Origin of the sequence: Cyanobium gracile UHCC 0281, assembly GCF_034931305.1 — a bacterium.
GTDB classification, from domain to species: Bacteria; Cyanobacteriota; Cyanobacteriia; order PCC-6307; family Cyanobiaceae; genus Cyanobium; species Cyanobium gracile_A.
This window is the reverse complement of the sequence record NZ_JAYGHY010000031.1, coordinates 1-22,466: the sequence shown is the minus strand read 5'-3', so window position 1 is coordinate 22,466 and position 22,466 is coordinate 1. Positions and strand designations below refer to the sequence as shown.

Here is a 22,466-nt window from a genome sequence, read left to right as displayed (position 1 = left end):
GGCGGCAGGGCCGCTCAGCTGATCAGGCCCTCGTCCACCAGGGTCTGGAGCCGTTCGAGCACCTCTGGCTGCTCCAGCTGCTCCAGGGCCATCCGCGCCTCGTCCCGAACGGTGGAATCACCGTCGTGCAGCATCGTGTGCAATAAGGCTTCCACCACGTCCCGCTGACGCGGTTCCACCAGATCGGTGTACAGGCGCCCCAGCGACCAGGCACTGTTGCTGCGCACGGCCGGTTCACTGTCGATGCGCAGGGTGAGGAGCAGCTGGGCGGCGGCGGGGTCGGCCTTGGCCACGCCAGTGGCGCCGGCATCGGCCAGGGAACTGGCGGCCCACAGCCGCACGGCCGAAATGTCCATCTCCAGGGCCCGGATCAGCGGGTTGAGCACGGGGGCCTCGGGATAATTGCCCAGGCTCCAGGCCACCGCCTTGCGCACGTAGCCGTTGTCATCGGCCCCCAGCAGGCCCAGCAGGGGCTCCACCGCCAGGGGATGGGGATTGCGCCCCAGGGCGTAGACGGCGCTCATGCGCACAATCGGGCAGCCAGCCTTCAGCAACGGCAGCAGCAGCGGAATGGCCCGGGGGTCCCGGTGCTCGCAGAAGATGCGCAGCCCCTGCAGCCGCTGCTCACGTCCCCCCTTGAGCAGTTCGATGCCGAGGTCGCACTCGGCGGCTACATCGGAGCTGGAGGGGGCAACGCTGTCGATCTCATCGAGCGGATCGCCCAGCAGCTCCTGCGCCAGCTCCCGTGCCAGCACCTCCGGATCGAGGGCCAGCTCATGGGTGGTTTCGGGAAAGGGCAGGCCGTCTTCCGGCATGGAGCCATCCAGGTGACGGCATCGTAAAAGCAGGACGGCTGCCGGTTCAGCCCATGGGTACGGGATCAGCCCAGCGGGGCGGGGGCGGCCATGTCGCCGGGCAGCCAGATGCGGGCGCTGACGGCGAACAGGGCCAGGCCGAACAGCAGCACGATGGCAGCAGGCAGGAGCTTGGAGCGCAGGAAGGACATGGGGGAGCCGTGCGGCGATGCTGGCTGCATTGTGGTCCGAGCGGTCGCTTCTAGGGTTCGGCGACCCGCAAGCCGCCATGGCCACCCGTGCCTCCAGCAGCGTCCGGCCCTGGCGTCGCCTCCTGGCGGTGGCCGCCGAGGGGGTGGCCAGCGGCACCCCTTACATGGTGGGAACCAAGCTGCTGCAGGGCTGGCTCACCGCCAGCCAGATCCCCCTGAGCCTGATCGGCCTGCTGGGGCTGGCGGAGCTGCCCTACACCTTGAAGATGGTCTGGGCCCCGGCCCTCGACCGCTGGCCCCTGCCCTGGCCCGACCGCCGCCGTGGCTGGCTGCTGGTGCTGCAGCTCACCCTGGTGGCGGTGATCGGCGCCATGGCCCTGCTGCGGCCCTCCACGGATCCGGCCAGCCTGACGGCGATCGGCCTGATGGCCGTGCTGCTGGCTGTGGTCAGCGCCACCCAGGACATCGCCGTCGATGCCTACCGCACCGACCTGCTGCCGGATCTGGAACGGGGCGCTGGAGCCGCCGCCTCCAACCTGGGCTATCGCACGGCGATGCTGGCCGTGGGCGCCGGCGGCTTCATCCTGGCCGGGCGCTACGACTGGCCCCTGGCTTTTCTGTTCTCGGCCGTGCTGATGCTGGTGGTGGTCCCCTTCACCCTCACGGCGCCGCGCCTGGAACCCCTGGCGGTCCCGATCAGCAGCCTGCGCCAGGCGGTGCTGGGTCCGGCGCGGGAGTTCCTGCACCGCAGCGGCGGCCCCAGGGCCGTGGCCCTGCTCACCCTGATCCTGCTCTACCGCTGGCCCGATGGGCTGCTCGGCCTGATGGCGGTGCCGTTCCTGATCCAGAAGGGCTTCAGCCCCGAGGTGGTGGGGTCGGTGCTGGCGGGCTGGGGCATCGGTGCCACCATCGTGGGCACGCTGCTGGGGGGCCTGCTGTTCGGCCGGCTCGGCATGAACCGTTCGCTGTGGCTGTTCGCCCTGGTGGGGGCGGCGGGCAACCTGTCCTATTGGGCCCTGGCCCGTTTCGACGGCGGCATGTCAGGCCTGCTGATGGCCGTGGCGCTGGAGAACATCGGTGGCGGCATGGTGGGCGCCGCCTTCGTGGCGCTGCTGATGAGCCTCTGCAACCCCCGCTTCTCTGCCACCCAGTACGCCCTGCTCTCGGGGGTCTACGCCCTGAGCCGCTCACTGCTGGCCGCACCCGCCGGGCTGGTGGCCGAACGGCTCGGCTGGCCGGGCTTCTTCCTGGCCACCACCGCCGCGGCCCTGCCGGCCTTCCTGCTGATGGTGCGGCTCACCCCCTGGAACGGCCAGGGCGCCCGTGGGGCCTACTGCGCCGAGCGGGATCCAGAAAACTCTCGCAGCAGCGGGATGTAGCCGGGGGAGCCCTCCACGGCGTTGTGGCCGTCGACGGGCAGCACCACCAGGGAGGCGATGCCGGGGCGGAAGTGGGACAGAAGGGCGTCGGTGTGGGCACGGGGGATCACCTCGTCCCGTTCGGCGGCGATCAGCAGGGTGGGAGCCTCCACGCGGGGGGCGTCCACCCAGGAGCGGTATTTGTCCCGCAGCAGCAGGGCCACCGGCACCAGCGGGAACTGGCGGGAGGCCACGGCCTCGATGCTGTCGAACGGGGTGACCAGCACCAGCCGGTCCAGCGCACGCCGGGCCGCCAGATGCACCGCCACACCGCTGCCCAGGCTGCGGCCCAGCACCGCGATGCGGTCGTGGTCGACCCGCACCCGGTCGAACAGGGCCAGGGCATCGGCGAACAGGGCCTGCTCCGAGGGCTGGCCGCCGCTGCCGCCGTAGCCCCGGTAATGCATCAGATAGAGGCTGTGCTCAGGAAAGGCGGCCGCCAGCAGCGGCAACTGGCTCTCCACAGCCTCGGCGTTGCCGCCGAAATAGAGCAGCGCCTTGGGGCCAAGGCGGCGGTGGACGCTCACCAGCACCCGGCTTCCCGGCGGGCCGTCGGCCATGGGCAGGGCGAGCCGTTCGCCGGCCGCGTCGCTGGAGCGGGGCTGGGGGAAATAGAGCAGGGAACGCTGGCGCAGGAACAGCAGGCCGCACAGCCCCAGATAGGCCAGGGCCACCAACAGGCCGGTGATGGCAAGCACGGCGGCGGGTCGCTGGGCCGTGACCACAGCGATCAAGCCGCAGGGGCGGTAAGCAGGCGGCGGCGCAGCTGGCCGCAGGCCGCATCCTGGTCGAGGCCGCGGCTGGCCCGCACACTCACGGCGATGTGGCGCCGCTCCAGCTGGGCGCGGAAGGCCTCCACCGCCTCGGGGGCGGGGCGGCGGAAGTCCTCCTCGGCGATCGGGTTGTAGGCGATCAGGTTGACGTGGCTCTGGAAGCCCCGCAGCAGGCGGGCCAGGGCGTCGGCCTGGCGGGGATGGTCGTTGAGGCCGCCCAGCAGGATGTACTCGAAGCTCACGCGCCGGCCGGTGAGAGCCACGTAGTGGCGGCAGTCGTCGAGCAGGGCCTCCAGCGGGTAGGCGTGGGCGGTGGGGATCAGCTCTTCCCGCAGGCGCTGGTCGGGGGCATGGAGGCTCACGGCCAGGGTGAACTGGGCCCGGCCCAGCCGCTCCAGGGAGCGCTCAGCCAGGGTGGGCAGGCTGCGGGGCACCCCCACGGTGCTGACGGTGATCTGCCGCTGGGCCATGCCCAGATCGCCGCAGAGACAGGCGATGGCTTCGAGCACCGCTTCGGTGTTCAGCAGGGGTTCGCCCATGCCCATGAACACCACGTGGCTGGGGCGGCGGTCCATAGCCTCCCGGACACTCAGCACCTGATCAACGATCTCGTGCACCGTCAGGGAGCGCTGCAGCCCCCCCTTGCCGGTGGCGCAGAAGCGGCAGCCCATCGGGCAGCCCACCTGGCTGCTGACGCAGACCGTGAGCCGATCGCCGCTGGGGATGCCCACGGTCTCGATGCTGAGGCCATCGGCAGTGGCCAGGAGCAGCTTGGTGGTGCCGTCGCGGGCATCGCTGCGGTGCAGCAGGGCCGAGCGGCCGAGGGTGGTGCCGGCGGCCGCCAGCTGCTCACGCCAGGCCTTCGGCAGCACCGTGATCTCCTCAAGGCTGCGGGCTCCCCTGGCGTAGATCCAGTCGTGCAACTGCTTGCCGCGGAAAGCGGGCTGGCCCTGCAGGCCCGCCCACTCCTGGAGGGCCGCCAGGCCCATCCCCAGCAGGGGAACGGGCTCCGCCATCAGGGCCAGATCAGCAGGCCGTGACCCAGCTTCCACTCCACGGCCACCAGGGCGATGAAGCCGAGCATGGCCAGCCGGCCATTGAAGCGCTCGGTGTGGGTGTGGAAGCCGAAGCGCGGCACCCGGCGCACCGGCACCGGGGTGGCGATGGCGGGATCAGTCATCGCTGAGCAGTCCCTCCTCCTGCAGGCCCTCGAGGGCGGCTGGATCGGCGATCAGCTCTTCTTCGAGACCCTCATCCGCCGTGGGACGGGCGAAAGCGGCGAAGCCGCTGGCGGCCGCTTCAATGCCGTGGCGGCTGCGGGTGGCCTCCAGATCCTCCTCGGACGGGTCGTCCAGCACGGCGGCGGTGACCGCTGGGGCGGGCATCTCGACGGTGTAGTCGGGACGCAGGTTCTGATTGCGGCGGTAGCCGGCGGCCTCCTCCTCGAGGATGTCGGGGTGGGGTCCGGCCTCGGCGCGCAGCTCCTCTTCGAAGCCACCGAAGCCGGTGCCGGCCGGGATCAGGCGGCCAATGATCACGTTCTCCTTGAGGCCCCGCAGCCAGTCGCTCTTGCCCTCGATCGCCGCTTCGGTGAGCACCCGGGTGGTCTCCTGGAAGGAGGCGGCCGAGATGAACGAATCGGTGTTGAGAGAGGCCTTGGTGATGCCCAGCAGCACGGGGGTGAACTCGGCAGGAGCGCCACCGGTGATGCCCATGGCGGAATTCACCTGCTCCACCTGACGCAGCTCGATCAACTCACCAGGCAGCAGGGTTGTGTCACCGGCATCCTCGATGCGGACCTTGCTGGTCATCTGGCGCACGATCACTTCGATGTGCTTGTCGCTGATCGACACCCCCTGCGATTTGTAGACGTTCTGCACTTCCGTGACCATGCGGAACTGCAGCTTGGAGATCGCCTCCTGGGCGGCCTCCATGGTGGGCTTGCGGCTACGCAGGTCCTCGAAGAAGCACTCCAGCAGCTCGTGGGGGTTGATCGGGCCGTCGGTGAGCATCTCACCGGCGCTCACCTGCTGGCCATCGTTGACCATCACGTTGCGGCCGAGAAGAATCGGGTACTCGGTGATGACGTCGTCGGTCTCGATCACGGACACGGTGATCGAATCGTCGTCTTCGCCCTGCTTGATCTGCACGGTGCCGCTCTTGCGGCAGAGCACCGCCGATTCCCGCGGCCGGCGGGCCTCCAGCAGTTCTTCGATACGGGGCAGACCCTGCACGATGTCACCGGTTTTCTGGCGCTCGAACACCAGCAGGGCGAGGGCATCACCGCGCTGCACCAGCTCGCCATCACGGACGTGCAGCACCGAATCCGGCGAGACCATGTACGGCCGGCCCAGGCGGATGGTGAGGGTCTTGCCGTCGATGGCCTCCACCTGACCGCAGCAGGGGGAGAGCACTCCGTCTGCGAGCACGTCGCCATCAACGATGCGGTCCCCAACCGCCACCTTCGGAGCGGCCCCGCCCAGGTCCAGGCTGCGGGTGTCGTCGGCCCGCTCCACGATCAGGCGCCGGATCGGTTCACCGACGACGGGTTCGGGCAGTTGGACCACGCCGTTCTCCTTGCAGAGGATCTGGGTGGTGGCCACCACATCGCCGCGCTTGACGGTGATGCCGTCCTCCACCTGCAGTTCGGTGTGGGTGGAGCCGTGGCTGGCATCGGAGAGGGTGTCGCGGCGCACGAGCAGGGTTTCCAGGATCACCAGCTGCAGCCGCTCGATGGTCTTGGCCCGCTTGTCAGCCACCGCCTCCACATCCACCGTCATCTGGGGGGTGGTGTCGAAGGTTTCCAGGATCAGCTGGGTGCGCAGCAGCTCCACCCCTTCCACCGACTTGATCAGCTCGCCGTCCTTGAAGGTGAGGCGCTGGGTGGCCTTCAGCCCCAGGGAGGGACCGCCGGTCTGCTTGACAGTGGAAAGTTCGGGCAGGTGGGCGGCATCGGGGATGGCGTATTCCTCGACGGGCCGCAGCAGCAGCGCGCCGCCTTCGGGGGTGTCGACCTTCTCGACGAACTTCATCGCCTCGGCCTTAAGGCCAGGGGCAATCTCTTCGCCGGGGTTGACCATCTTGCCGTCCTCGCCATAACGGCCGAGCACCTTGGCGTCGGACACCAGGTGCAGCTCCCCGGAGCGCACGATGATCTCCCGCAGGATGTCGTTCTTCTGGGTGACGGTGACGATGCCGGCGGTCTGGCTGAAGATGTCCTTGACGACTTCGGTGCCGGCCTCGATCCACTGGCCGTCCTCGATCATCAGCAGGGAGATGTCCTTGTTGATCTCGTGGGTTTCCTGCGGGATCCACAGCAGGGTGCCGCCCTTGCTCACCTCGAAGCCGTGCTTGGCGGAGCGGGCCTTCTTGATCGAGAGGCCGGGGGCAAACTTGACCATGCCGCCGGTCTGGGTGCGGAAGCGGTCATCGGTGAGTTCGGCGATCACCTCACCGGCGCCGATCTTGGTGCCGGGCTGGGTCTTGACCAGATAACGGGTGTTGTCCTTGCCCTCCAGGTGCCAGCTCTCGCCGGTGTGGCTGGATTCGCCCACCAGCTTGCAGTCCTTGAGGGTGAGGCTGGCGGTGACGATCTGCACCTCACGGGAATCGCCGGTGGACTCCCGCAGCCGTACGGCGCCGCCGTACTCGCTCTGCAGCCGGCTTTCGGCCAGGACATCTCCAGGGGTCACCAGCTTGTCGGTCTCCACCACAGGGAGGGCGTTCGGCGGCAGGTTGTAGACGTCGCCACTGAACACCCACAGGCGCCCCAGACGCTGAGCCTTGTGGGTGATATTGCCCTGGCGGTCGGTGACTTCCCGGGGCTGGATCACATCCTCAAAACGCACCTGGCCAGCCAGGTCGCAGATGACATCCTTGGTGGCCTTCTCCACGCTCTTCTTCACCGCCGAGCCCGAGGAGATCTGGGCCAGGATGATGTCGTTGGCGACGGGATCACCATCGGCCACGAAGAGAATCGAGCCGTTGGTGATGTCGATCTTCTGGATCTTGCCCTTGCCCGAAGGCTTGAGGGTGAGGGTGAAATCGGTTTCGGCCAGCTTGGCCTCCACACCATGGGGAGTGCGGTGATCGCGCACCCGGGCCTTGGACCCGAATTCCACGATCCCGTCCACCAGAGAGCGCACCACGCCGGTTTCGGCCGTGGACACACCACCGGTGTGGAAGGTCCGCATGGTGAGCTGGGTGCCGGGTTCACCGATCGACTGGGCGGCGATGATGCCCACCGCTTCGCCCAGGTCGACCAGTTCGTTGTGGGCCAGGGCCCAGCCATAGCACTTGCGGCACACCGAACGGGAGGCCTCGCAGGTGAGCGGTGAGCGCACCATCACGGTGGCGATCGCCGCCTTCTCGATGGCGGCGGAAATCGCCGGGTCGATCTCGCCGTTGCGATCGACGATGACGACGCCGTCGCTGTCGACGACGGGCTGGGCGGCCAGACGACCCACCAGCTTGGTGCCGAAGCGGCCGCGCTCGTCGGCGTTGATGGGGATGAAGCGGTGGGTGCCGCAGTCCTCCTCCCGCACGATCACGTCCTGGGCCACGTCCACCAGACGGCGGGTGAGGTAGCCGGAGTCGGCCGTGCGCAAGGCCGTGTCCACCAGGCCCTTGCGGGCGCCGTAGGAGGAGATCACGTACTCGGTGACCGTGAGGCCCTCACGGAAGTTGGTGCGGATCGGCAGGTCGATGATCTCCCCTTGCGGGTTGGCCATCAGGCCGCGCATGCCCACCAGCTGGCGCACCTGGGACATGTTCCCCCGGGCGCCGGAGTTGGCCATCATCCACACGGAATTGAGTGGATCGTTGTCGTTGAAGTTGCGGCGCACCGCCGCCACCAGCCGCTCATTGGTTTCGGTCCAGGTGTCAATCACCTTGGTGTGGCGCTCCACCTCAGTGATTTCACCCAGCCGGTAACGCTCCTCGGTGGCCGTGATCTGCTCCTCGGCCTCTTCCAGCAGAACCGCCTTGTCGCCGGGGATGCGCAGGTCGTCGACCGAGATCGACACCGCCGCCTGGGTGGCGTAGTGGAAGCCCAGATCCTTCAGCTCATCGGCCATCGCGGCGGTGGCCGCAGTGCCGTGGTGCTTGTAGGCCCAGGAGACCAGGTTGCGCAGCGCCTTCTTGTCGATGATCCGGTTGCGGAACGGCGGCGCCTGCTTGCTCAGGGCGGAAGCCGCGAGTTCGGCGGCAGCGGTGGCAGCGGCCAGTTCGGCGGCGGCCTTGGCGCTCTTCTTGCTGATCTTCTTGGCGGGGGTGGCGGTCATGGCAGCGCGCGTTGGAAAAGGCTGGAGGGGGACGGAAGACACGGGGCGCGGGGCTCAGCCCGGCCGGTGGAACTCAGGTGGCGGCCACGGCGTCGATGATGGTGTGGTTGATCACGACCCGACCCACGGTGGTCAGCAGGTAACGGCTGATCAGGGCGTCGTCCTCATCGAAGCGGTCGCGGCGGAACTTCCACTGCTCGAAGCGGGTGCCGTCCGAGAGGGTGCCCTGCTGGACGGGCTCGTTGTCCTCGTCGTCGCTTTCCACCTCACCGTTGAAGCGCACCCAGACCCAGTCATGCAGGGTGAGGTGCTTCTCCTCGAAGGCGGCGATCACGTCTTCGAGATCGGCAAAGGTGCGCGAACGGTCGCCGAAGGCGGGCTGCACCTTCTCCCGATCGACGGCGGTGAGGTAGTAGGCGCCCAGCACCATGTCCTGGGACGGGGTGATGATCGGCTCGCCGGTGGCGGGGGAGAGCACGTTGTTGCTGGCCAGCATCAGCATGCGGGCCTCGGTCTGGGCCTCGATCGCCAGGGGCACGTGCACGGCCATCTGGTCACCGTCGAAGTCGGCGTTGAAGGCGGGGCAGACCAGGGGATGGAGCTGGATCGCCCGGCCATCCACAAGCTTGGGTTCGAAGGCCTGGATGCCCAGACGGTGCAGGGTCGGGGCCCGGTTGAGCAGGATCGGGTGCCCTTCGATCACTTCCTGAAGCACCTGCATCACCTCGTCGTCGGCCCGCTGGATCAGCTTCTTGGCCGCCTTGATGTTGTTGACGATGTTCTGGCGGATCAGGCGATGGATCACGAACGGCTGGAACAGCTCGATCGCCATCTCCTTGGGCAGGCCGCACTGGTGCATCTTGAGCTTGGGGCCCACCACGATCACGGAACGGCCGGAGTAGTCGACCCGTTTGCCGAGCAGGTTCTGGCGGAAGCGGCCCTGCTTGCCCTCGATGATGTCGCTGAGCGACTTGAGGGCCCGGTTGTTGGCCCCCACCACGGTGCGGCCACGACGGCCGTTGTCGATCAGGGCATCGACGGCCTCCTGCAGCATCCGCTTCTCGTTGCGGACGATGATCTCGGGGGCGAGAATCTCCTGCAGGCGCGCCAGGCGGTTGTTGCGGTTGATCACCCGCCGGTAGAGGTCGTTGAGATCGCTGGTGGCGAAACGGCCGCCATCGAGCTGCACCATGGGGCGCAGATCCGGGGGAATCACCGGGATCACGTCCAGCACCATCCAGTCGGGACGGGCGTTGGTGGCGATGAAGTTGTCGATCACCCGCAGGCGCTTGATCAGCTTGGCCCGCTTCTGGCCCTTGGAATTGTTGATGTCCTCGCGCAGCTGCTCAGCCTCTTTCTCGAGGTCGATGTCCTCAAGCAATTGCTTGAGGGCTTCGGCGCCGATGCCCACGATGGGCTCGTTCTCGATCTCGGAATCCTCGGCGAAGATCTGGTCCTCGATCTCCAGCCACTCGTCCTCGGTGAGGAGCTGCTTGTAGGTGAGGTCCTTGTGGTCACCCTTGTCGAGCACGACGTAGCAGTTGAAGTAGACGATCTGCTCCACGTCCCGCAGGGGCATGTCGAGCAGGATCGCCACGTAGCTGGGGATCCCCTTCAGGTACCAGACATGCGACACGGGCGCCGCCAGCTTGATGAAGCCCATGCGGTGGCGCCGCACCCGGCTCTCGGTGACTTCCACGCCGCAGCGCTCGCAGACGATGCCGCGGTGCCGCACCCGCTTGTACTTGCCGCAGTGGCATTCCCAGTCCTTGGAGGGGCCGAAGATCTTCTCGCAGAAGAGCCCGTCCATCTCGGGCTTGAGGGTGCGGTAGTTGATCGTTTCCGGCTTGGTGACCTCACCCACCACCTGACCGTTGGGCAGCGTGCGCTGCCCCCACTGCATGATCCGCTCGGGGGAAGCGAGCGTGATCTTCACGTAGTCGAAGTGGTTTTCGGTGCGGAGGTTGCTGTTGGACATGGCGGAAACGCAGGGTGATCGAGAGAAGCGGAGAAATCAGAGCCGGTGAATCAAGCGATCAGTCATCGTCGTAATCCGCGACACCGAGGGATTCGTAGGTGGGACGGCTGGGGGTGCTGCGGCGGGGATTGACGTCCTGCATCAGGTCGACTTCCTCACCGGCGTCGGTGTAGACGGCGATATCGAGGCCGAGCGACTGCAGCTCCCGCATCAGCACCTTGAAGGACTCGGGCGTGCCCGGCCTGGGGATGGGCTTGCCCTTGACGATGGCGTTGAGAGCCTCGTTGCGGCCCTGCATGTCGTCGGACTTGACGGTGAGCAGTTCCTGCAGGGTGTAGGCGGCGCCGTAGGCCTCCAAGGCCCACACCTCCATTTCCCCGAGTCGCTGGCCGCCCTGCTGGGCCTTGCCGCCCAGGGGCTGCTGGGTCACCAGGGAGTAAGGGCCTGTGGAGCGGGCGTGGATCTTGTCGTCGACAAGGTGCACCAGCTTGAGGATGTGGGCATAGCCCACCGTCACCGGCTGGTCGAAGGGTTCACCGCTGCGGCCATCGATCAGCTGGATCTTGCCGGGGTTGGTGGGGTCGTAGACCCACTCCTTGCCGGGCAGCTTGGCGGCTTCCTCGAGGTAGGCCTGCACGGTCTGCTTCGACTTCTCGGGGCCGTACATCTCATCGAACGGCACCACCTTGACGCGGCAGTCGAGGTGAGAAGACGCCCAGCCCATCAGGCATTCGAACACCTGACCCACGTTCATGCGGCTCGGCACACCCAGGGGGTTGAGCACGATGTCGATGGGGGTGCCGTCGGGCAGGTAGGGCATGTCCTCCCGGGGAAGGATGCGGCTGATGATGCCCTTGTTGCCATGGCGGCCGGCCATCTTGTCGCCCACCTGGATCTTGCGGCGCTGGGCCACATAGACCCGCACGACCATGTTCGCGCCCGGCGGCAGTTCGTCGCCCTGCTCGCGGGTGTAGATGCGCACGTCGACCACCCGGCCCCGTTCGGTGCTGGGCACCCGCAGGGAGTTGTCGCGCACGTCACGGGCCTTCTCGCCGAAGATGGCGCGCAGGAGCTTTTCTTCCGGCGGCTGGTCGGATTCGCCCTTGGGGGTCACCTTGCCCACCAGGATGTCGCCGGATTCGACGTAGGCACCGATGCGGATGATGCCCATCTCATCGAGGTGGCCCAGGCTCTCCTCGGCCACGTTAGGGATTTCCCGCGTGATCTCCTCGGGTCCGAGCTTGGTCTGGCGGGCTTCGATCTCGTACTTCTCGATGTGCACCGAGGTGTAGAGGTCGTCCTGCACCAGCCGGTCGCTCACCAGGATGGCGTCTTCGTAGTTGTAGCCCTCCCAGGGCATGTAGGCGATCAGCACGTTCTGGCCGAGGGCGATCTCGCCGCCTTCGCAGGCCGAGCCGTTGGCCAGCACCTGGCCGGCGATCACCGGGTCGCCCTGGCGCACGATCGGCCGCTGGTTGAGGCAGGTGTCCTGGTTGGAGCGCTGGTACTTCTGCAGGAAGTGGGTGTGATCCCGGCCCTGGTCGTCACGGATGACGATGGCGGTGGCGTCCACAAAGGAGACGGTGCCGTTCACCTTGGTGATCGGCACCATGCCGGAGTCACGGGCCACCTGGGTTTCCAGGCCGGTGCCCACCAGGGGCCGCTCGGGCCGCAGCAGGGGCACGGCCTGGCGCTGCATGTTCGAGCCCATCAGGGCCCGGTTGGCGTCGTCGTGCTCCAGGAAGGGGATCAAGGAGGTGGCCACCGAGATCACCTGCACCGGCGACAGCTGGACGTAGTCCACCTGCTCGGGGGGCACTTTCTCGAAGTCCTGGCGGTAGCGGACCGGCACCAGATCAACGGTGATGCGGCCGGTGGCGTCGGTGGGCACGTCACCGGGGGCCACCCGGCACTCATCCTCCAGGTCGGCGGAAAGGTAGAGGGGATCGCCCTGCTTGAGGACGATGCCGTCTTCCACCCGCCAGAAGGGGGTTTCGATGAAGCCGTACTCGTTCACCCGGGCGTGGGTGGCAAGCGAACCGATCAGGCCGGCGTTGGGGCCCTCCGGGGTCTCGATCGGGCAGATGCGGCCGTAGTGGGAAGGGTGGATGTCGCGCACGGCGAAGCCCGCCCGCTCCCGGGTGAGACCGCCTGGGCCGAGGGCGCTGATGCGGCGCTTGTGGGTCAGCTCGGCCAGGGGGTTGGTCTGGTCCATGAACTGGCTCAGCTGGCTGGAGCCGAAGAACTCCTTCACCGCCGCCACCAGGGGCTTGGGGTTCACCAGCTGGGCCGGGGTCAGCGATTCGGTCTCGCCGACCGTCATCCGTTCCTTGATGATCCGCTCGAGACGGTTCAGACCGACACGCACCTGGTTCTGCAGCAGCTCGCCCACCGAACGCACGCGGCGATTGCCGAGGTGGTCGATGTCATCGAGGGAGGCGCCACCCACGTCGAGCTCGAGGTTGATCAGGTAGTCGATCGTGGAGAGAACGTCCTCGGCGGTGAGGGTGCGCACCGCATCAGGGATGGTGAGACGCAGCTTCTTGTTGATCTTGTAGCGACCCACCCGGCCCAGGTCGTAACGCTTGGGATCGAAGAAGCGGCTGTGCAGCAGCTGCTGGCCGCCGCTCACCGAGGGCGGTTCACCTGGACGCAGCTTCTTGTAGAGCTCCAGCAGGGCCTGGTCCTCGGAGCTGATGCCCTCTTCGTTGGAGGCCTCGATTGACTTCTGGTAGTACTCCGGGTGACGCAGCTTGTCGAGGACGTCGTTGTCTGACAGGCCGATGGCCCGCATCAGCACGTGGGCGTTGATCTTGCGGGTCTTGTCGACGCGGACGTGCAACAGGTCGTTCTTGTCCGTCTCGAACTTCAGCCAGGCGCCGCGGTTGGGGATCAGGCTGGCGTTGAAGGTTTTGCGGCCGTTCTTGTCCTGCTCGTCCTTGAAGTAGACGCCCGGGCTGCGCACGATCTGGTTGACGATCACCCGCTCGGCGCCGTTGATGATGAAGGTGCCGCGCTCGGTCATCAGGGGAAGCTCCCCGATGAAGACCTCCTGCTCCTTGATTTCGCCGGTTTCCTTGTTGACCAGACGGCAGGTGACGTACATCTGGGAGGCGAAGGTCGCATCGCGACGCTTGGCCTCTTCCACGTCGTGGCGGGGTCGTTTCAGGCGATACTGATCGCCGATGAAATGCAGCTCCAGCTTGCCGGTGTAGTCGGTGATCGGAGAGAAGCTGTCCAGCTCTTCGATCAGGCCCTTCTCCAGGAACCATTTGAAGCTCGCCCGCTGTACCTCCACGAGATCGGGAAGGTAAGTGACGGTCTTGGCGACCTGGATCGCGCTGCTCATGCGGTGAACCTGCAGGAACGGTGGTGGTAGGGCGGGCCTGGACGGGGACGGGCGATCACGCTGAGACCTGCCTGGAGGGGTGCCCGGTGACGGGCCATGCCAACAGGCGCCTAGCTGTGGCGTCCGCCCATGGAAATGGGACGGAGGCTCCAGCAGAGGCGCTTACAGGACTCGCTGCGATGTTGCCGACACAGTTGCCGACTCAATGGATGCCGTCGTGGACAAAAAGAGCGCTTCCGCTTCCAGGCCAATAAGACATCATACAACCTGATGGGGCAGCCTGAACAGACGGGTGGCATTGGCCGTGGTCGCCTGCGCCACCTGCGCGAGCGTCTCGCCCCGCAGGTCGGCCACCCTGGCCGCCACCGCCGCGACATAGGCAGGCTCGTTGCGCTTGCCGCGACGGGGCACGGGCGCCAGGAACGGGCAGTCGGTTTCGACGAGGTAGCGATCGGCTGGCACCAGCCGGGCACAGGCGTGGATGGGCTCGGCCTTGGCGAAGGTGACCGTGCCACTGAAACTGATGAAGAGGCCAAGCTCCAGGAAACCTTCCATCTCCTCGGGGGTGCCCCCCCAGCAATGCATCACGCCGCGGGGGCAGGCGCCACGGCGCTCACGTTGGCGCAGCTCGGCGAGCATCGGCTCGGCCGCGTCCCGGCAGTGGATGATCACCGGCAGATCCAGGGCCACCGCCAGATCCAGTTGGGGTCCCAGGGCCGCGAGTTGTTCATCGAGATTCGTGGCCCGGAACAGATCCAGGCCGAGTTCACCGATCGCCACCACCCTGTCGTCGGCGCGGGCGGCGGCTTCCAGCACCGCGGCGGTGTCGCTGTGCCAATGCTGGGTGTCGAGGGGATGGACCCCAACGGCATAGCGCAGCTCAGGAAAACGGTCGGCCAAGGACCGGATCGCCGGAATCTCGGCCGGCTCCACACAGGCATGGACGAGGGCCTTGACTCCCGCGTCCCGCCATCGCTGGGCTACCTCCTCGAGGTCCGCCTCAAAGTTGCGGAACACGATGTGGCAATGGCTGTCCACCAGGAATGGGGCAGCCTCGGAGCTGACGGCCATGGGTGGCGCTCAGGCGCCGGTGCTGCCGGCGGCCGAGGGCTCAAGCACCCGCTTCACCGCCACGCTGAGCCGGGACTTCTGATTGGCGCCGGTGTTGCGGTGCACGACGCCGACTTTGACCGCCTTGTCGATCTTGCTGAAGGCGGCGCTCATGCTGGCCTGGACGGCGGCCTTGGCCTCCTCTCCCGGCTGCTGGCCGTAGGCGCTGCAGGCCGTCAGGCAGCGCTTCATCAGGGTGCGCAGGGCGGACTTGTAGGTGCGGTTGCGCAGGCGATTGCGTTCAGCGATCTCGATGCGTTTCTTCGAAGACTTGTTATTGGCCACAGGCGTAGGGGCGCTGACTCGGCAAACGCGGATCCTACCTCCTGGAGCCTGACGGGTCCCAGGCCCTACTTTTGAGGCAGCCCTCCGCCTCCGGCAACGCCCCGTGGTTGCTTCCATCCCGACCAGCAGCAGCCCCACCGGTGGCGCTTCGGCCGCGCTGCAGCCCCTGCGGATCGCCTGTCTGCGGGATGGGCGACTGGCCGGTGAACGGCTCGAAGCGATCGCCGCCCGCACCGAGGGCGATCAGATGCAGCAAGCAGAGGCAACAGTCGCGGCGATCCTGGCCGAGGTGCGCCTGCGCGGCGATGCGGCCCTGCTGGAGTTCAGCGAGCGCTTCGATGGCCAGCGGCCCGATCCCCTGCGGGTACCGCCCGAGTGCCTGGCCCAGGCCTGGCAGGCGTGCCCCGAGCCCCTGCGCCGGGCCCTCGACCTGGCCCACGACCGCATCCTGGATTTCCACCGCCGCCAGATCCCTTCGGATCTGGCCGTGGACGGCCCCCATGGCGAACGGCTGGGACGCCGCTGGCGCCCGGTGCAGCGGGCGGGGATCTACGTCCCCGGCGGCAGGGCCTCCTACCCCAGCACGGTGCTGATGAATGCGATTCCCGCCCGGGTGGCCGGCGTGGAACGGCTGGTGATGGTGACCCCGCCCGGCCCCGCTGGCGAGCCGAACGTCACCGTGCTGGCGGCCGCCCACCGGGCCGGGGTCGAGGAGGTGTACCGGGTGGGGGGCGCCCAGGCGATCGCGGCCCTGGCCTACGGCACCGAAACGATCCCCGCCGTTGATGTGATCAGCGGCCCCGGCAACCTCTACGTGACCCTGGCCAAGAAGGCGGTCTACGGCAGGGTCGGCATCGATTCCCTCGCCGGCCCCAGCGAGGTGCTGGTGATCGCCGACCACACCGCCAAGCCCGCCCAGGTGGCCGCCGATCTGATGGCCCAGGCCGAACACGATCCACTGGCGGCCGCCATCCTGATCACCACCAGCGAGGAACTGGCCGCCGCCCTGCCGGCCGCCATCGAGGCCCAGCTGGAGGGGCACCCGCGCGCCGCCATCACCCTGCAGGCGCTCAACGACTGGGGACTGATCGTGGTCTGCAGCGATCTGGCCGAAGCGGCGGCCCTCAGCGACCGCTTTGCCCCCGAGCACCTCGAACTGCTGGTGGCGGATCCCGAAGCCCTCGCCGATCGGATCCGCCATGCCGGCGCCATCTTCCTCGGCCCCTGGTCGCCCGAGGCGGTGGGCGACTACCTGGCCGGGCCTAACCACACCCTGCCCACCTCCGGCACCGCCCGCTTCGCCGGCGCCCTGAGCGTCGAGACCTTCCTGCGACACACCAGCCTGATCCAGTTCAACCGGGCAGCCCTGGAGGCCACCGGCGCCGCCGTCATCACCCTGGCCGAAAGCGAGGGGCTGCACAGCCACGCCGAGTCGGTGCGCCAGCGGCTTGCGGCGGACTAACGCCGGGGCAGATCCCGCACCCGGGGCTCGCCGGCTTCGATCTCACCCACCAGCACCTGATCGACCAGGTTCACAAACAGGCCGTTCTCGAGCACGCCGGGGATGTTGTTGATCGTCGCCTCCAGGGCGGCGGGGTCGCCGATGCCGGCCTCGAAGGCCACATCCAGCACCAGGTTGCCCTGGTCGGTGACCACCGGACCGGCCTTGCGCACGGCCATCCGCAGCTCCACCGAACTCCCCATGGCCGTGAGCTCATCGCGGACCTGGCGCCAGGCGCCGGGCAACACTTCCACCGGCAGCAGGAAGCCGAGGTTGAGGCGCTCCACCAGCTTGGTGGCATCCACCACGATCACGAAGCGATCGGCCCGGCGGGCCACCAGCTTCTCCTGCACATGACAGGCGCCGCCCCCCTTGATCAACTGGAAGGAAGGATCCACCTCATCGGCGCCGTCAATGGCCAGATCGATGCTGGTGACGGCGTTGAGGGCCATCAGCGGGATGCCCAGCTCAGCGGCCAGCACCTCCCCCTGGAACGAGGTGGTGACGCCGACGATGCCCTTCAGTTCGCCCTGGCGCAGCTTCTGACCCAGGGCCCGGATCATCAGCGCGGCTGTGGAACCTGAACCCAGCCCCACCACCATGCCGTCGCGGATCTGATCGACCGCCGCCGTGGCCACGGCCTCCTTCATGCGGTCCTGGAGATCGGACATCGGGGGTCTGGCGGAAATCGGGCCAGACCGTAGCAAGGGGGGCTGGCCAGACCCCCCGGGGGCCTAGCCCGCCTGGGGCAGGGCCGCCGGCCGGATCGAGAGCTGCAGCTCCCTCTGGCCCCGGACCACCCGCAGCGGCAGGGGTTGGCCCACCTGGGCCTGCTCCACCTGCTGCAACAGCGCCAAAGGGGTGTTCACCGGCTGGTCGGCAATCGCCACCACCAGATCGCCGCGGTGGAGCCCGGCCGCCTCGGCAGGGCTTTCCGGCAGCACCCGCTGCACCAGGGCCCCATCCCGCTCGGGCAACTGCAGCAGGGCATCGGGATCCTTGTTGTTGTCCCGGGCCATCCGGGCGGTGAGCGGCACCAGTTGGAGGCCCAGGTAGGGATGCACCACCGTGCCCCCCTCGCCGAGCTGGTCGGCCACCCGTTTGGCCAGGTTGATGGGGATGGCGAAGCCCAGCCCGGCCCCCGGCCCGGAACGCACCAGAGTGTTGATGCCGATCACCTCACCGGCGGCGTTGATCAGCGGGCCACCGGAATTGCCGGGGTTGATCGCCGCATCCGTCTGGATCAGGTCGAGGCGTTTGTCGGCAAAGCCGAGGCTGTTGATGTCCCGGTGCAGGCTGCTGACGATCCCCAGGGTGACGGTGCGCTCCAGGCCATAGGGACTGCCCAGGGCGATGGCCCAGTCGCCCACCTCGAGGGCTTCGGAATCCCCCAGGGGCGCGGCGCTCAGGGGGGATTTTCCAGTGATGCGCACCACCGCCAGATCGGTGACCGGGTCGGTGCCGACCACCGACCCGTCCAGCTGGCGGCCATCCGCCAGGGTCACGGTCACCGCGTCCACCCTCTCCACAACATGGGCATTGGTGAGCACCAGGCCGCGCTGCCCATCGATCACCACCCCCGAGCCCTGGCCCCGTTCCCGCGTGCTGCTGGAGGGGTCGCCGAACAGATCCCGCAGCAGGGGATCCAACAGGGTGGGGTCGAAGGGGGGCCTGGCGACGTTGCGCTCGGTGTCGATCCGCACCACCGCCGGGCCCACCCGTCGGGCGGCATCGGCCACGAAGCTGTGGGGGGTCAGGGCCGGGGGATCCGCCTCGAGGGCCGCTGCGGGCAGGGGAAGGGCGGCGAACGCCAGCAGCAGGGCCAGCAGCGTCAGGTCCCGCAGCCGCCGGATCAGGGAAGTCAGGGGGTGGGAGCGTTGCATGCGCCGAGGCTAGGGCTGTCGTGCGGCGCCCAGCGCAGCAACCGCTGCCGCAGGACGCCGTCCTCGCCGATCTGAAGCCAGCGCCCGCCTGGGTCGTCCGGGCGTTCCAGGGGGCAACGCTGCACGGGGGGGAAGCTGCGCAGGGTGGAGGGGCAACCCAGCAGGGGCACCTCCGGCCGGCCGGGTAGTGGTCCCTGCCAGTGCTGGTGAACATGGCCGAACACCAGCCCCCGCAAGCCAGAGAACGGCCGCAGCCCACCGAGCAGGGCCTCACCATCCCGCAGCCGGATGGCATCCATGACGGTGTCGCCGATCGGAACCGGGGGATGGTGCACGGCCACCAGCAGGGGTTGGCCCCCTGCCAACGCCTCGGCGGCGAGCTGGCGCCGCAGCCAGTCCAGCTGCAGCGGGCCCAGTTCGCCGGCGGTGTCACCGCCGCGGTGGCTGTCGAGCAGCAGCAGCCGGCCCTGGCCGCAGCGCACCAGGGCCGGGGCGATCACGGCGCGGCGCCCGAGGGCGGCCCGCAGCAGGGCGGGTTGGTCATGGTTGCCCGCCAGCAACGCCACCGGCAGCGGCAGCGTCTGCAGCAGTTCCCCCAGGCGGACGTAACCGCCCCAGCTCTCGTCATCACAGAGGTCGCCGCTGATCAGCAGCAGATCGGGGACCTCCCCGACCGCCCGAAGCTGGCCGAGGGCCTCCCGGAGCCCATGGCGCAGCAGGTCCAGTGCCGGCCGGCCATGGCAGCGGCCGGTGGGATCGGCGAGCAGATGGGGGTCGCTCAGTTGAAGAATTCGCATGGGAGACCGCTCCGACCGGCCCCGCACAGGACCACTTGACCTGAATCGGCTTAACTTTGCCCCCAGTCCTCCCCGAGGCCATGGCCACAATCCCTCCCGGCACCCGGCAGCGCTGCACCCTCTGCAAGGTGGAGATCCAGGGAATGGCCGGAGGCAACGACCTGGTGCACTTCAGCCAGGGGGCTCCCGGCACCCGCGCCAAGCTCTGGGCCCGGGTGTGCCAGTTCCTGCGCACGCCTGAACAGTGCGGCCAGTGCCTCAACCAGGACCTCAGCCAACGGGGCGAGGTCAGCGCCAACGATTACTACGCCGAGGCTCCTGTCCTGGAGCTGCCCAGCTCCCCGGGGGCCAATCCCTTAGGGTGAATCAGTGCCCGCCGGGCATCACCCTTTTCCCGGACGACGTTATCCCCTTGACAGGGGCTTCGCCGCCGGTTGGGGGCAGTGAACACTGCAGCGCACGGCGGACCATCCCGCCCGCGGGAGTCCCTCCCCACGCCGCCTGTCCTTGCCCCATCCCCTGACCGACGACCTGGAGACACTGGCCCGGCCGGTGGTCGAGGCCGCGCACCTCACGGTGCAGTCGGTGGAGGTGTTGGCCCATCGCCTCCCCCTCACGGTCGTGGTGCGGGTGCAGCGGGCCGACGGCAGCGACGTGAACCTCGACGAGTGCGCCGCCGTGAGCGGTCCCCTCGCCGAGGCCCTTGAGGCGTCGGAGCTGCTGACCATGGCCTACGTGCTGGAGGTGAGCAGCCCCGGGATCGGCGAGGAGCTCCTCACCGATCGGGACTTCGTCAGCTTCCGCGGCTTCCCGGTGGAGCTGATCCGCCAGGAGGCCGGCGGTGCGGAGGTGCGCCGCACGGGCCTGCTGCTGGGCCGGGATGACCAGGTGGTCCAGCTCAATGAGCGTGGCCGCATCGTGCGCATTCCCCGCGAGGAGGTGCGGCGGGTGCGGCTCACCGAAGCTCCTCCCGATTCCTGAACCGCTCCGGTTCGTCCTTCCTTCCCTTCCTTCCCACCTGCCCCCGAGTCCATGGCCCTGGTTCTGCTCCCCGGTCTCAACAACCTGATCGAGGACATCAGTGACGAGAAGAAGCTGGCTCCCCAGGTGGTGGAGGCGGCCCTGCGGGAGGCCCTGCTGAAGGGCTACGAGCGTTACCGCCGCACCCTCTACCTGGGCATCAGCGAGGACCCCTTCGAGGAGGACTACTTCAGCAACTTCGACGTGGCGCTGGATCTCGAGGAAGAGGGCTATCGGGTGCTGGCCAGCAAGATCATTGTCGAGGAGGTGGAGAGCGACGACCACCAGATCGCCATCGAAGAGGTGCGCCAGGTGGCGGAAGACGCCCAGATCGGCGACACGGTGGTGCTGGACGTGACACCCGAGAAGGAGGACTTCGGCCGCATGGCCGCCGCCACCACCAAGCAGGTGCTGGCCCAGAAGCTGCGTGACCAGCAGCGCCGCATGATCCAGGAGGAATTCGCCGACCTGGAAGATCCCGTGCTCACCGCCCGGGTGATCCGTTTCGAGCGCCAGAGCGTGATCATGGCCGTGAGCAGCGGCCTGGGCCGGCCGGAAGTCGAGGCGGAACTGCCCCGCCGCGACCAGCTCCCCAACGACAACTACCGCGCCAACGCCACCTTCAAGGTGTTCCTCAAGGAGGTCAGCGAGGTGCCCCGTCGTGGTCCCCAGCTGTTCGTCTCCCGGGCCAATGCGGGCCTGGTGGTCTACCTGTTTGAGAACGAAGTGCCTGAGATCCAGGAGGGCTCGGTGCGGATCGTCGCTGTGGCCAGGGAAGCCAACCCCCCCTCCCGTGCCGTCGGTCCCCGCACCAAGGTCGCGGTCGACAGCGTGGAGCGGGAAGTGGATCCGGTGGGGGCGTGCATCGGCGCCCGCGGCTCCCGCATCCAGCAGGTGGTGAATGAGCTGCGGGGCGAGAAGATCGACGTGATCCGCTGGTCCCCGGATCCGGCCCAGTACCTGGCCAACTCCCTCAGCCCGGCGCGGGTGGAGATGGTCCGCCTGGTGGACCCCGAAGGGCACCATGCCCACGTGCTCGTACCCCACGACCAGCTGAGCCTGGCCATCGGCCGGGAGGGTCAGAACGTGCGCCTGGCCGCCCGGCTCACGGGCTGGAAGATCGACATCAAGAATGCCCAGGAGTACGACCAGGTCAGCGAGGACCAGACGGTGTCGGCCCTGATCGCCCAGCGCCAGGAAGAGGAGGCCCTTCAGGCCGAGGCCGAGGCCCGCCTGGAGGCCGAGCAGGCCACCAGGGCCGAGGAGGATGCCCGCCTGCGCGAGCTGTACCCCCTGCCCGAGGACGAGGAGTCCTACGACCTGGAGGAGGCAGAAGACGGCGCCCCTGCCGAAGAGCAGGGCGAAGAGCCAGCCGAAGCTCCGACCGAGGCTGTCGCCGCCGACGAGCTCCCCAGCGAGGACGTCCGGTGACGTCGCCCGCGAGGCGCCCAGTGCTGCGCCGCTGCGTCTCCTGTCGCCGCCTCTGCGACCGCAGCCTGCTTTGGCGGGTGGTGCGTCAGGCCGACGGGAGCGTGAGCCTGGATCAGGGCATGGGTCGGTCGGCCTATCTGTGCCCAGAACCGAGCTGCCTGGAGGAAGCCCGCCGCCGCCGCCGCCTCCAGCGCGGCCTCCGCTGCGCCGTCAGCGATGCCATCATCGCCAGCCTCGAGGCACGTCTCGAGCGATCGGCCCCGCAACCTCTGAGGCAAGATGAACCATGGTCGCCACATGCGTGCGGCCCCGGGGCCCTTTCGGCCCCACCGTACGGAGACCTTTCTGAATGACCAGCAGCGGCAAAGTGAGAATCTACGAGCTGTCGAAGGACCTGGGCCTGGACAACAAGGACGTGCTCGATGCCGCCGAGAAGCTCTCCATTGCGGCCAAGAGTCACAGCAGCTCGATCAGTGATGACGAGGCGACCCGCATCCGTTCGCTGATCGGCGTCAATGTCGGCGGCCAGGCCCCGTCGCGTCCCGAGCCTGCGGCGCCAACCCCCCCGGCCAAGGCGATCCTGGCGGTGAAGAAGGCCGCGCCGGCACCGGTGGCCGCTCCCCGGGCCAGCGC

Annotated in this window: 20 protein-coding genes; 7 read left to right on the top strand and 13 right to left on the bottom strand. The window is 68.2% G+C overall.

The features are described 5' to 3' along the window. Positions 1–14: 14 nt before the first annotated feature. On the bottom strand, positions 15–815 hold the full coding sequence (locus VB739_RS10250; RefSeq protein ID WP_323356966.1) for a HEAT repeat domain-containing protein: 801 nt from the start codon (positions 813–815) through the stop codon (positions 15–17). Positions 816–880: 65 nt separating this feature from the next. Beyond that, on the bottom strand, positions 881–1,006 hold the full coding sequence (locus VB739_RS10245) for a hypothetical protein (protein WP_254963361.1): 126 nt from the start codon (positions 1,004–1,006) through the stop codon (positions 881–883). Between the two features lie 77 nt (positions 1,007–1,083). Between VB739_RS10245 and VB739_RS10240 the strand changes: the two genes are divergently transcribed. Next, entirely contained in the window at positions 1,084–2,385 is a 1,302-nt protein-coding gene (locus tag VB739_RS10240; RefSeq protein WP_323356965.1) for an AmpG family muropeptide MFS transporter, read from the top strand. Here VB739_RS10240 and VB739_RS10235 read toward each other — a convergent pair. From VB739_RS10235 to rpsT, 8 genes are all read right to left on the bottom strand, one after another. After that, positions 2,337–3,149 (bottom strand): alpha/beta hydrolase, encoded by an 813-nt coding sequence (locus VB739_RS10235; RefSeq protein ID WP_323356977.1) that lies wholly within the window; start codon positions 3,147–3,149, stop codon positions 2,337–2,339. The two genes, VB739_RS10240 and VB739_RS10235, sit on opposite strands and share 49 nt — an antisense overlap. 5 nt (positions 3,150–3,154) lie before the next feature. Continuing rightward, entirely contained in the window at positions 3,155–4,213 is a 1,059-nt protein-coding gene (gene rlmN / locus VB739_RS10230) for a 23S rRNA (adenine(2503)-C(2))-methyltransferase RlmN (RefSeq protein ID WP_323356964.1), read from the bottom strand. Beyond that, positions 4,213–4,377, bottom strand: coding sequence for a high light inducible protein (locus tag VB739_RS10225; RefSeq protein ID WP_254990797.1), 165 nt, complete (start codon positions 4,375–4,377; stop codon positions 4,213–4,215). Before VB739_RS10225 ends, rlmN begins: the two co-directional genes overlap by 1 nt. Then, positions 4,370–8,479, bottom strand: a complete 4,110-nt coding sequence (locus VB739_RS10220; RefSeq protein ID WP_323356963.1) for a DNA-directed RNA polymerase subunit beta' — start codon at positions 8,477–8,479, stop codon at positions 4,370–4,372. Before VB739_RS10220 ends, VB739_RS10225 begins: the two co-directional genes overlap by 8 nt. Positions 8,480–8,552: 73 nt before the next feature. Next, entirely contained in the window at positions 8,553–10,457 is a 1,905-nt protein-coding gene (locus VB739_RS10215; protein ID WP_323356962.1) for a DNA-directed RNA polymerase subunit gamma, read from the bottom strand. Between the two features lie 58 nt (positions 10,458–10,515). Further along, on the bottom strand, positions 10,516–13,806 hold the full coding sequence (gene rpoB / locus VB739_RS10210; protein ID WP_254944293.1) for a DNA-directed RNA polymerase subunit beta: 3,291 nt from the start codon (positions 13,804–13,806) through the stop codon (positions 10,516–10,518). A 258-nt stretch (positions 13,807–14,064) separates the two neighbouring features. Beyond that, positions 14,065–14,877, bottom strand: a complete 813-nt coding sequence (locus VB739_RS10205) for a TatD family hydrolase (RefSeq protein WP_323356961.1) — start codon at positions 14,875–14,877, stop codon at positions 14,065–14,067. A gap of 9 nt (positions 14,878–14,886) precedes the next feature. After that, positions 14,887–15,201: a 30S ribosomal protein S20 gene (rpsT, locus tag VB739_RS10200; RefSeq protein ID WP_323356960.1), complete on the bottom strand. Its 315-nt coding sequence runs from the start codon at positions 15,199–15,201 to the stop codon at positions 14,887–14,889. A 103-nt stretch (positions 15,202–15,304) separates the two neighbouring features. On the opposite strand from rpsT, the gene hisD reads away from it, so the two are divergent. Next, entirely contained in the window at positions 15,305–16,663 is a 1,359-nt protein-coding gene (gene hisD, locus VB739_RS10195; protein ID WP_416233319.1) for a histidinol dehydrogenase, read from the top strand. Here hisD and rpiA read toward each other — a convergent pair. The 3 genes from rpiA to VB739_RS10180 form a co-directional block, all read right to left on the bottom strand. Then, positions 16,660–17,373: a ribose-5-phosphate isomerase RpiA gene (rpiA, locus tag VB739_RS10190; RefSeq protein ID WP_323356959.1), complete on the bottom strand. Its 714-nt coding sequence runs from the start codon at positions 17,371–17,373 to the stop codon at positions 16,660–16,662. The genes hisD and rpiA overlap by 4 nt on opposite strands. 63 nt (positions 17,374–17,436) lie before the next feature. Continuing rightward, on the bottom strand, positions 17,437–18,585 hold the full coding sequence (locus tag VB739_RS10185; RefSeq protein ID WP_323356958.1) for a trypsin-like peptidase domain-containing protein: 1,149 nt from the start codon (positions 18,583–18,585) through the stop codon (positions 17,437–17,439). Next, positions 18,564–19,382: a metallophosphoesterase gene (locus tag VB739_RS10180; protein ID WP_323356957.1), complete on the bottom strand. Its 819-nt coding sequence runs from the start codon at positions 19,380–19,382 to the stop codon at positions 18,564–18,566. The genes VB739_RS10185 and VB739_RS10180 overlap by 22 nt, the downstream gene beginning before the upstream one ends. Before the next feature lie 80 nt (positions 19,383–19,462). Here VB739_RS10180 and VB739_RS10175 point away from each other — a divergent pair, with 80 nt between their 5' ends. From VB739_RS10175 to VB739_RS10155, 5 genes are all read left to right on the top strand, one after another. Next, positions 19,463–19,747: a hypothetical protein gene (locus tag VB739_RS10175; RefSeq protein ID WP_323356956.1), complete on the top strand. Its 285-nt coding sequence runs from the start codon at positions 19,463–19,465 to the stop codon at positions 19,745–19,747. 142 nt (positions 19,748–19,889) lie between these two features. Beyond that, a complete protein-coding gene (locus VB739_RS10170) occupies positions 19,890–20,363 on the top strand; it encodes a ribosome assembly cofactor RimP (protein ID WP_323356955.1) in 474 nt (157 codons plus the stop codon). A 51-nt stretch (positions 20,364–20,414) separates the two neighbouring features. After that, the gene (nusA, locus tag VB739_RS10165; RefSeq protein WP_323356954.1) at positions 20,415–21,833 is read left to right on the top strand and encodes a transcription termination factor NusA; all 1,419 of its coding nucleotides are present in this window, start codon (positions 20,415–20,417) and stop codon (positions 21,831–21,833) included. Beyond that, on the top strand, positions 21,830–22,186 hold the full coding sequence (locus VB739_RS10160) for a YlxR family protein (RefSeq protein ID WP_323356953.1): 357 nt from the start codon (positions 21,830–21,832) through the stop codon (positions 22,184–22,186). The genes nusA and VB739_RS10160 overlap by 4 nt, the downstream gene beginning before the upstream one ends. Then, positions 22,183–22,466, top strand: a 284-nt coding sequence (locus VB739_RS10155; protein ID WP_323356952.1) for a translation initiation factor IF-2 N-terminal domain-containing protein, incomplete at its 3' end; no start/stop codon positions are given. The genes VB739_RS10160 and VB739_RS10155, both read left to right, overlap by 4 nt.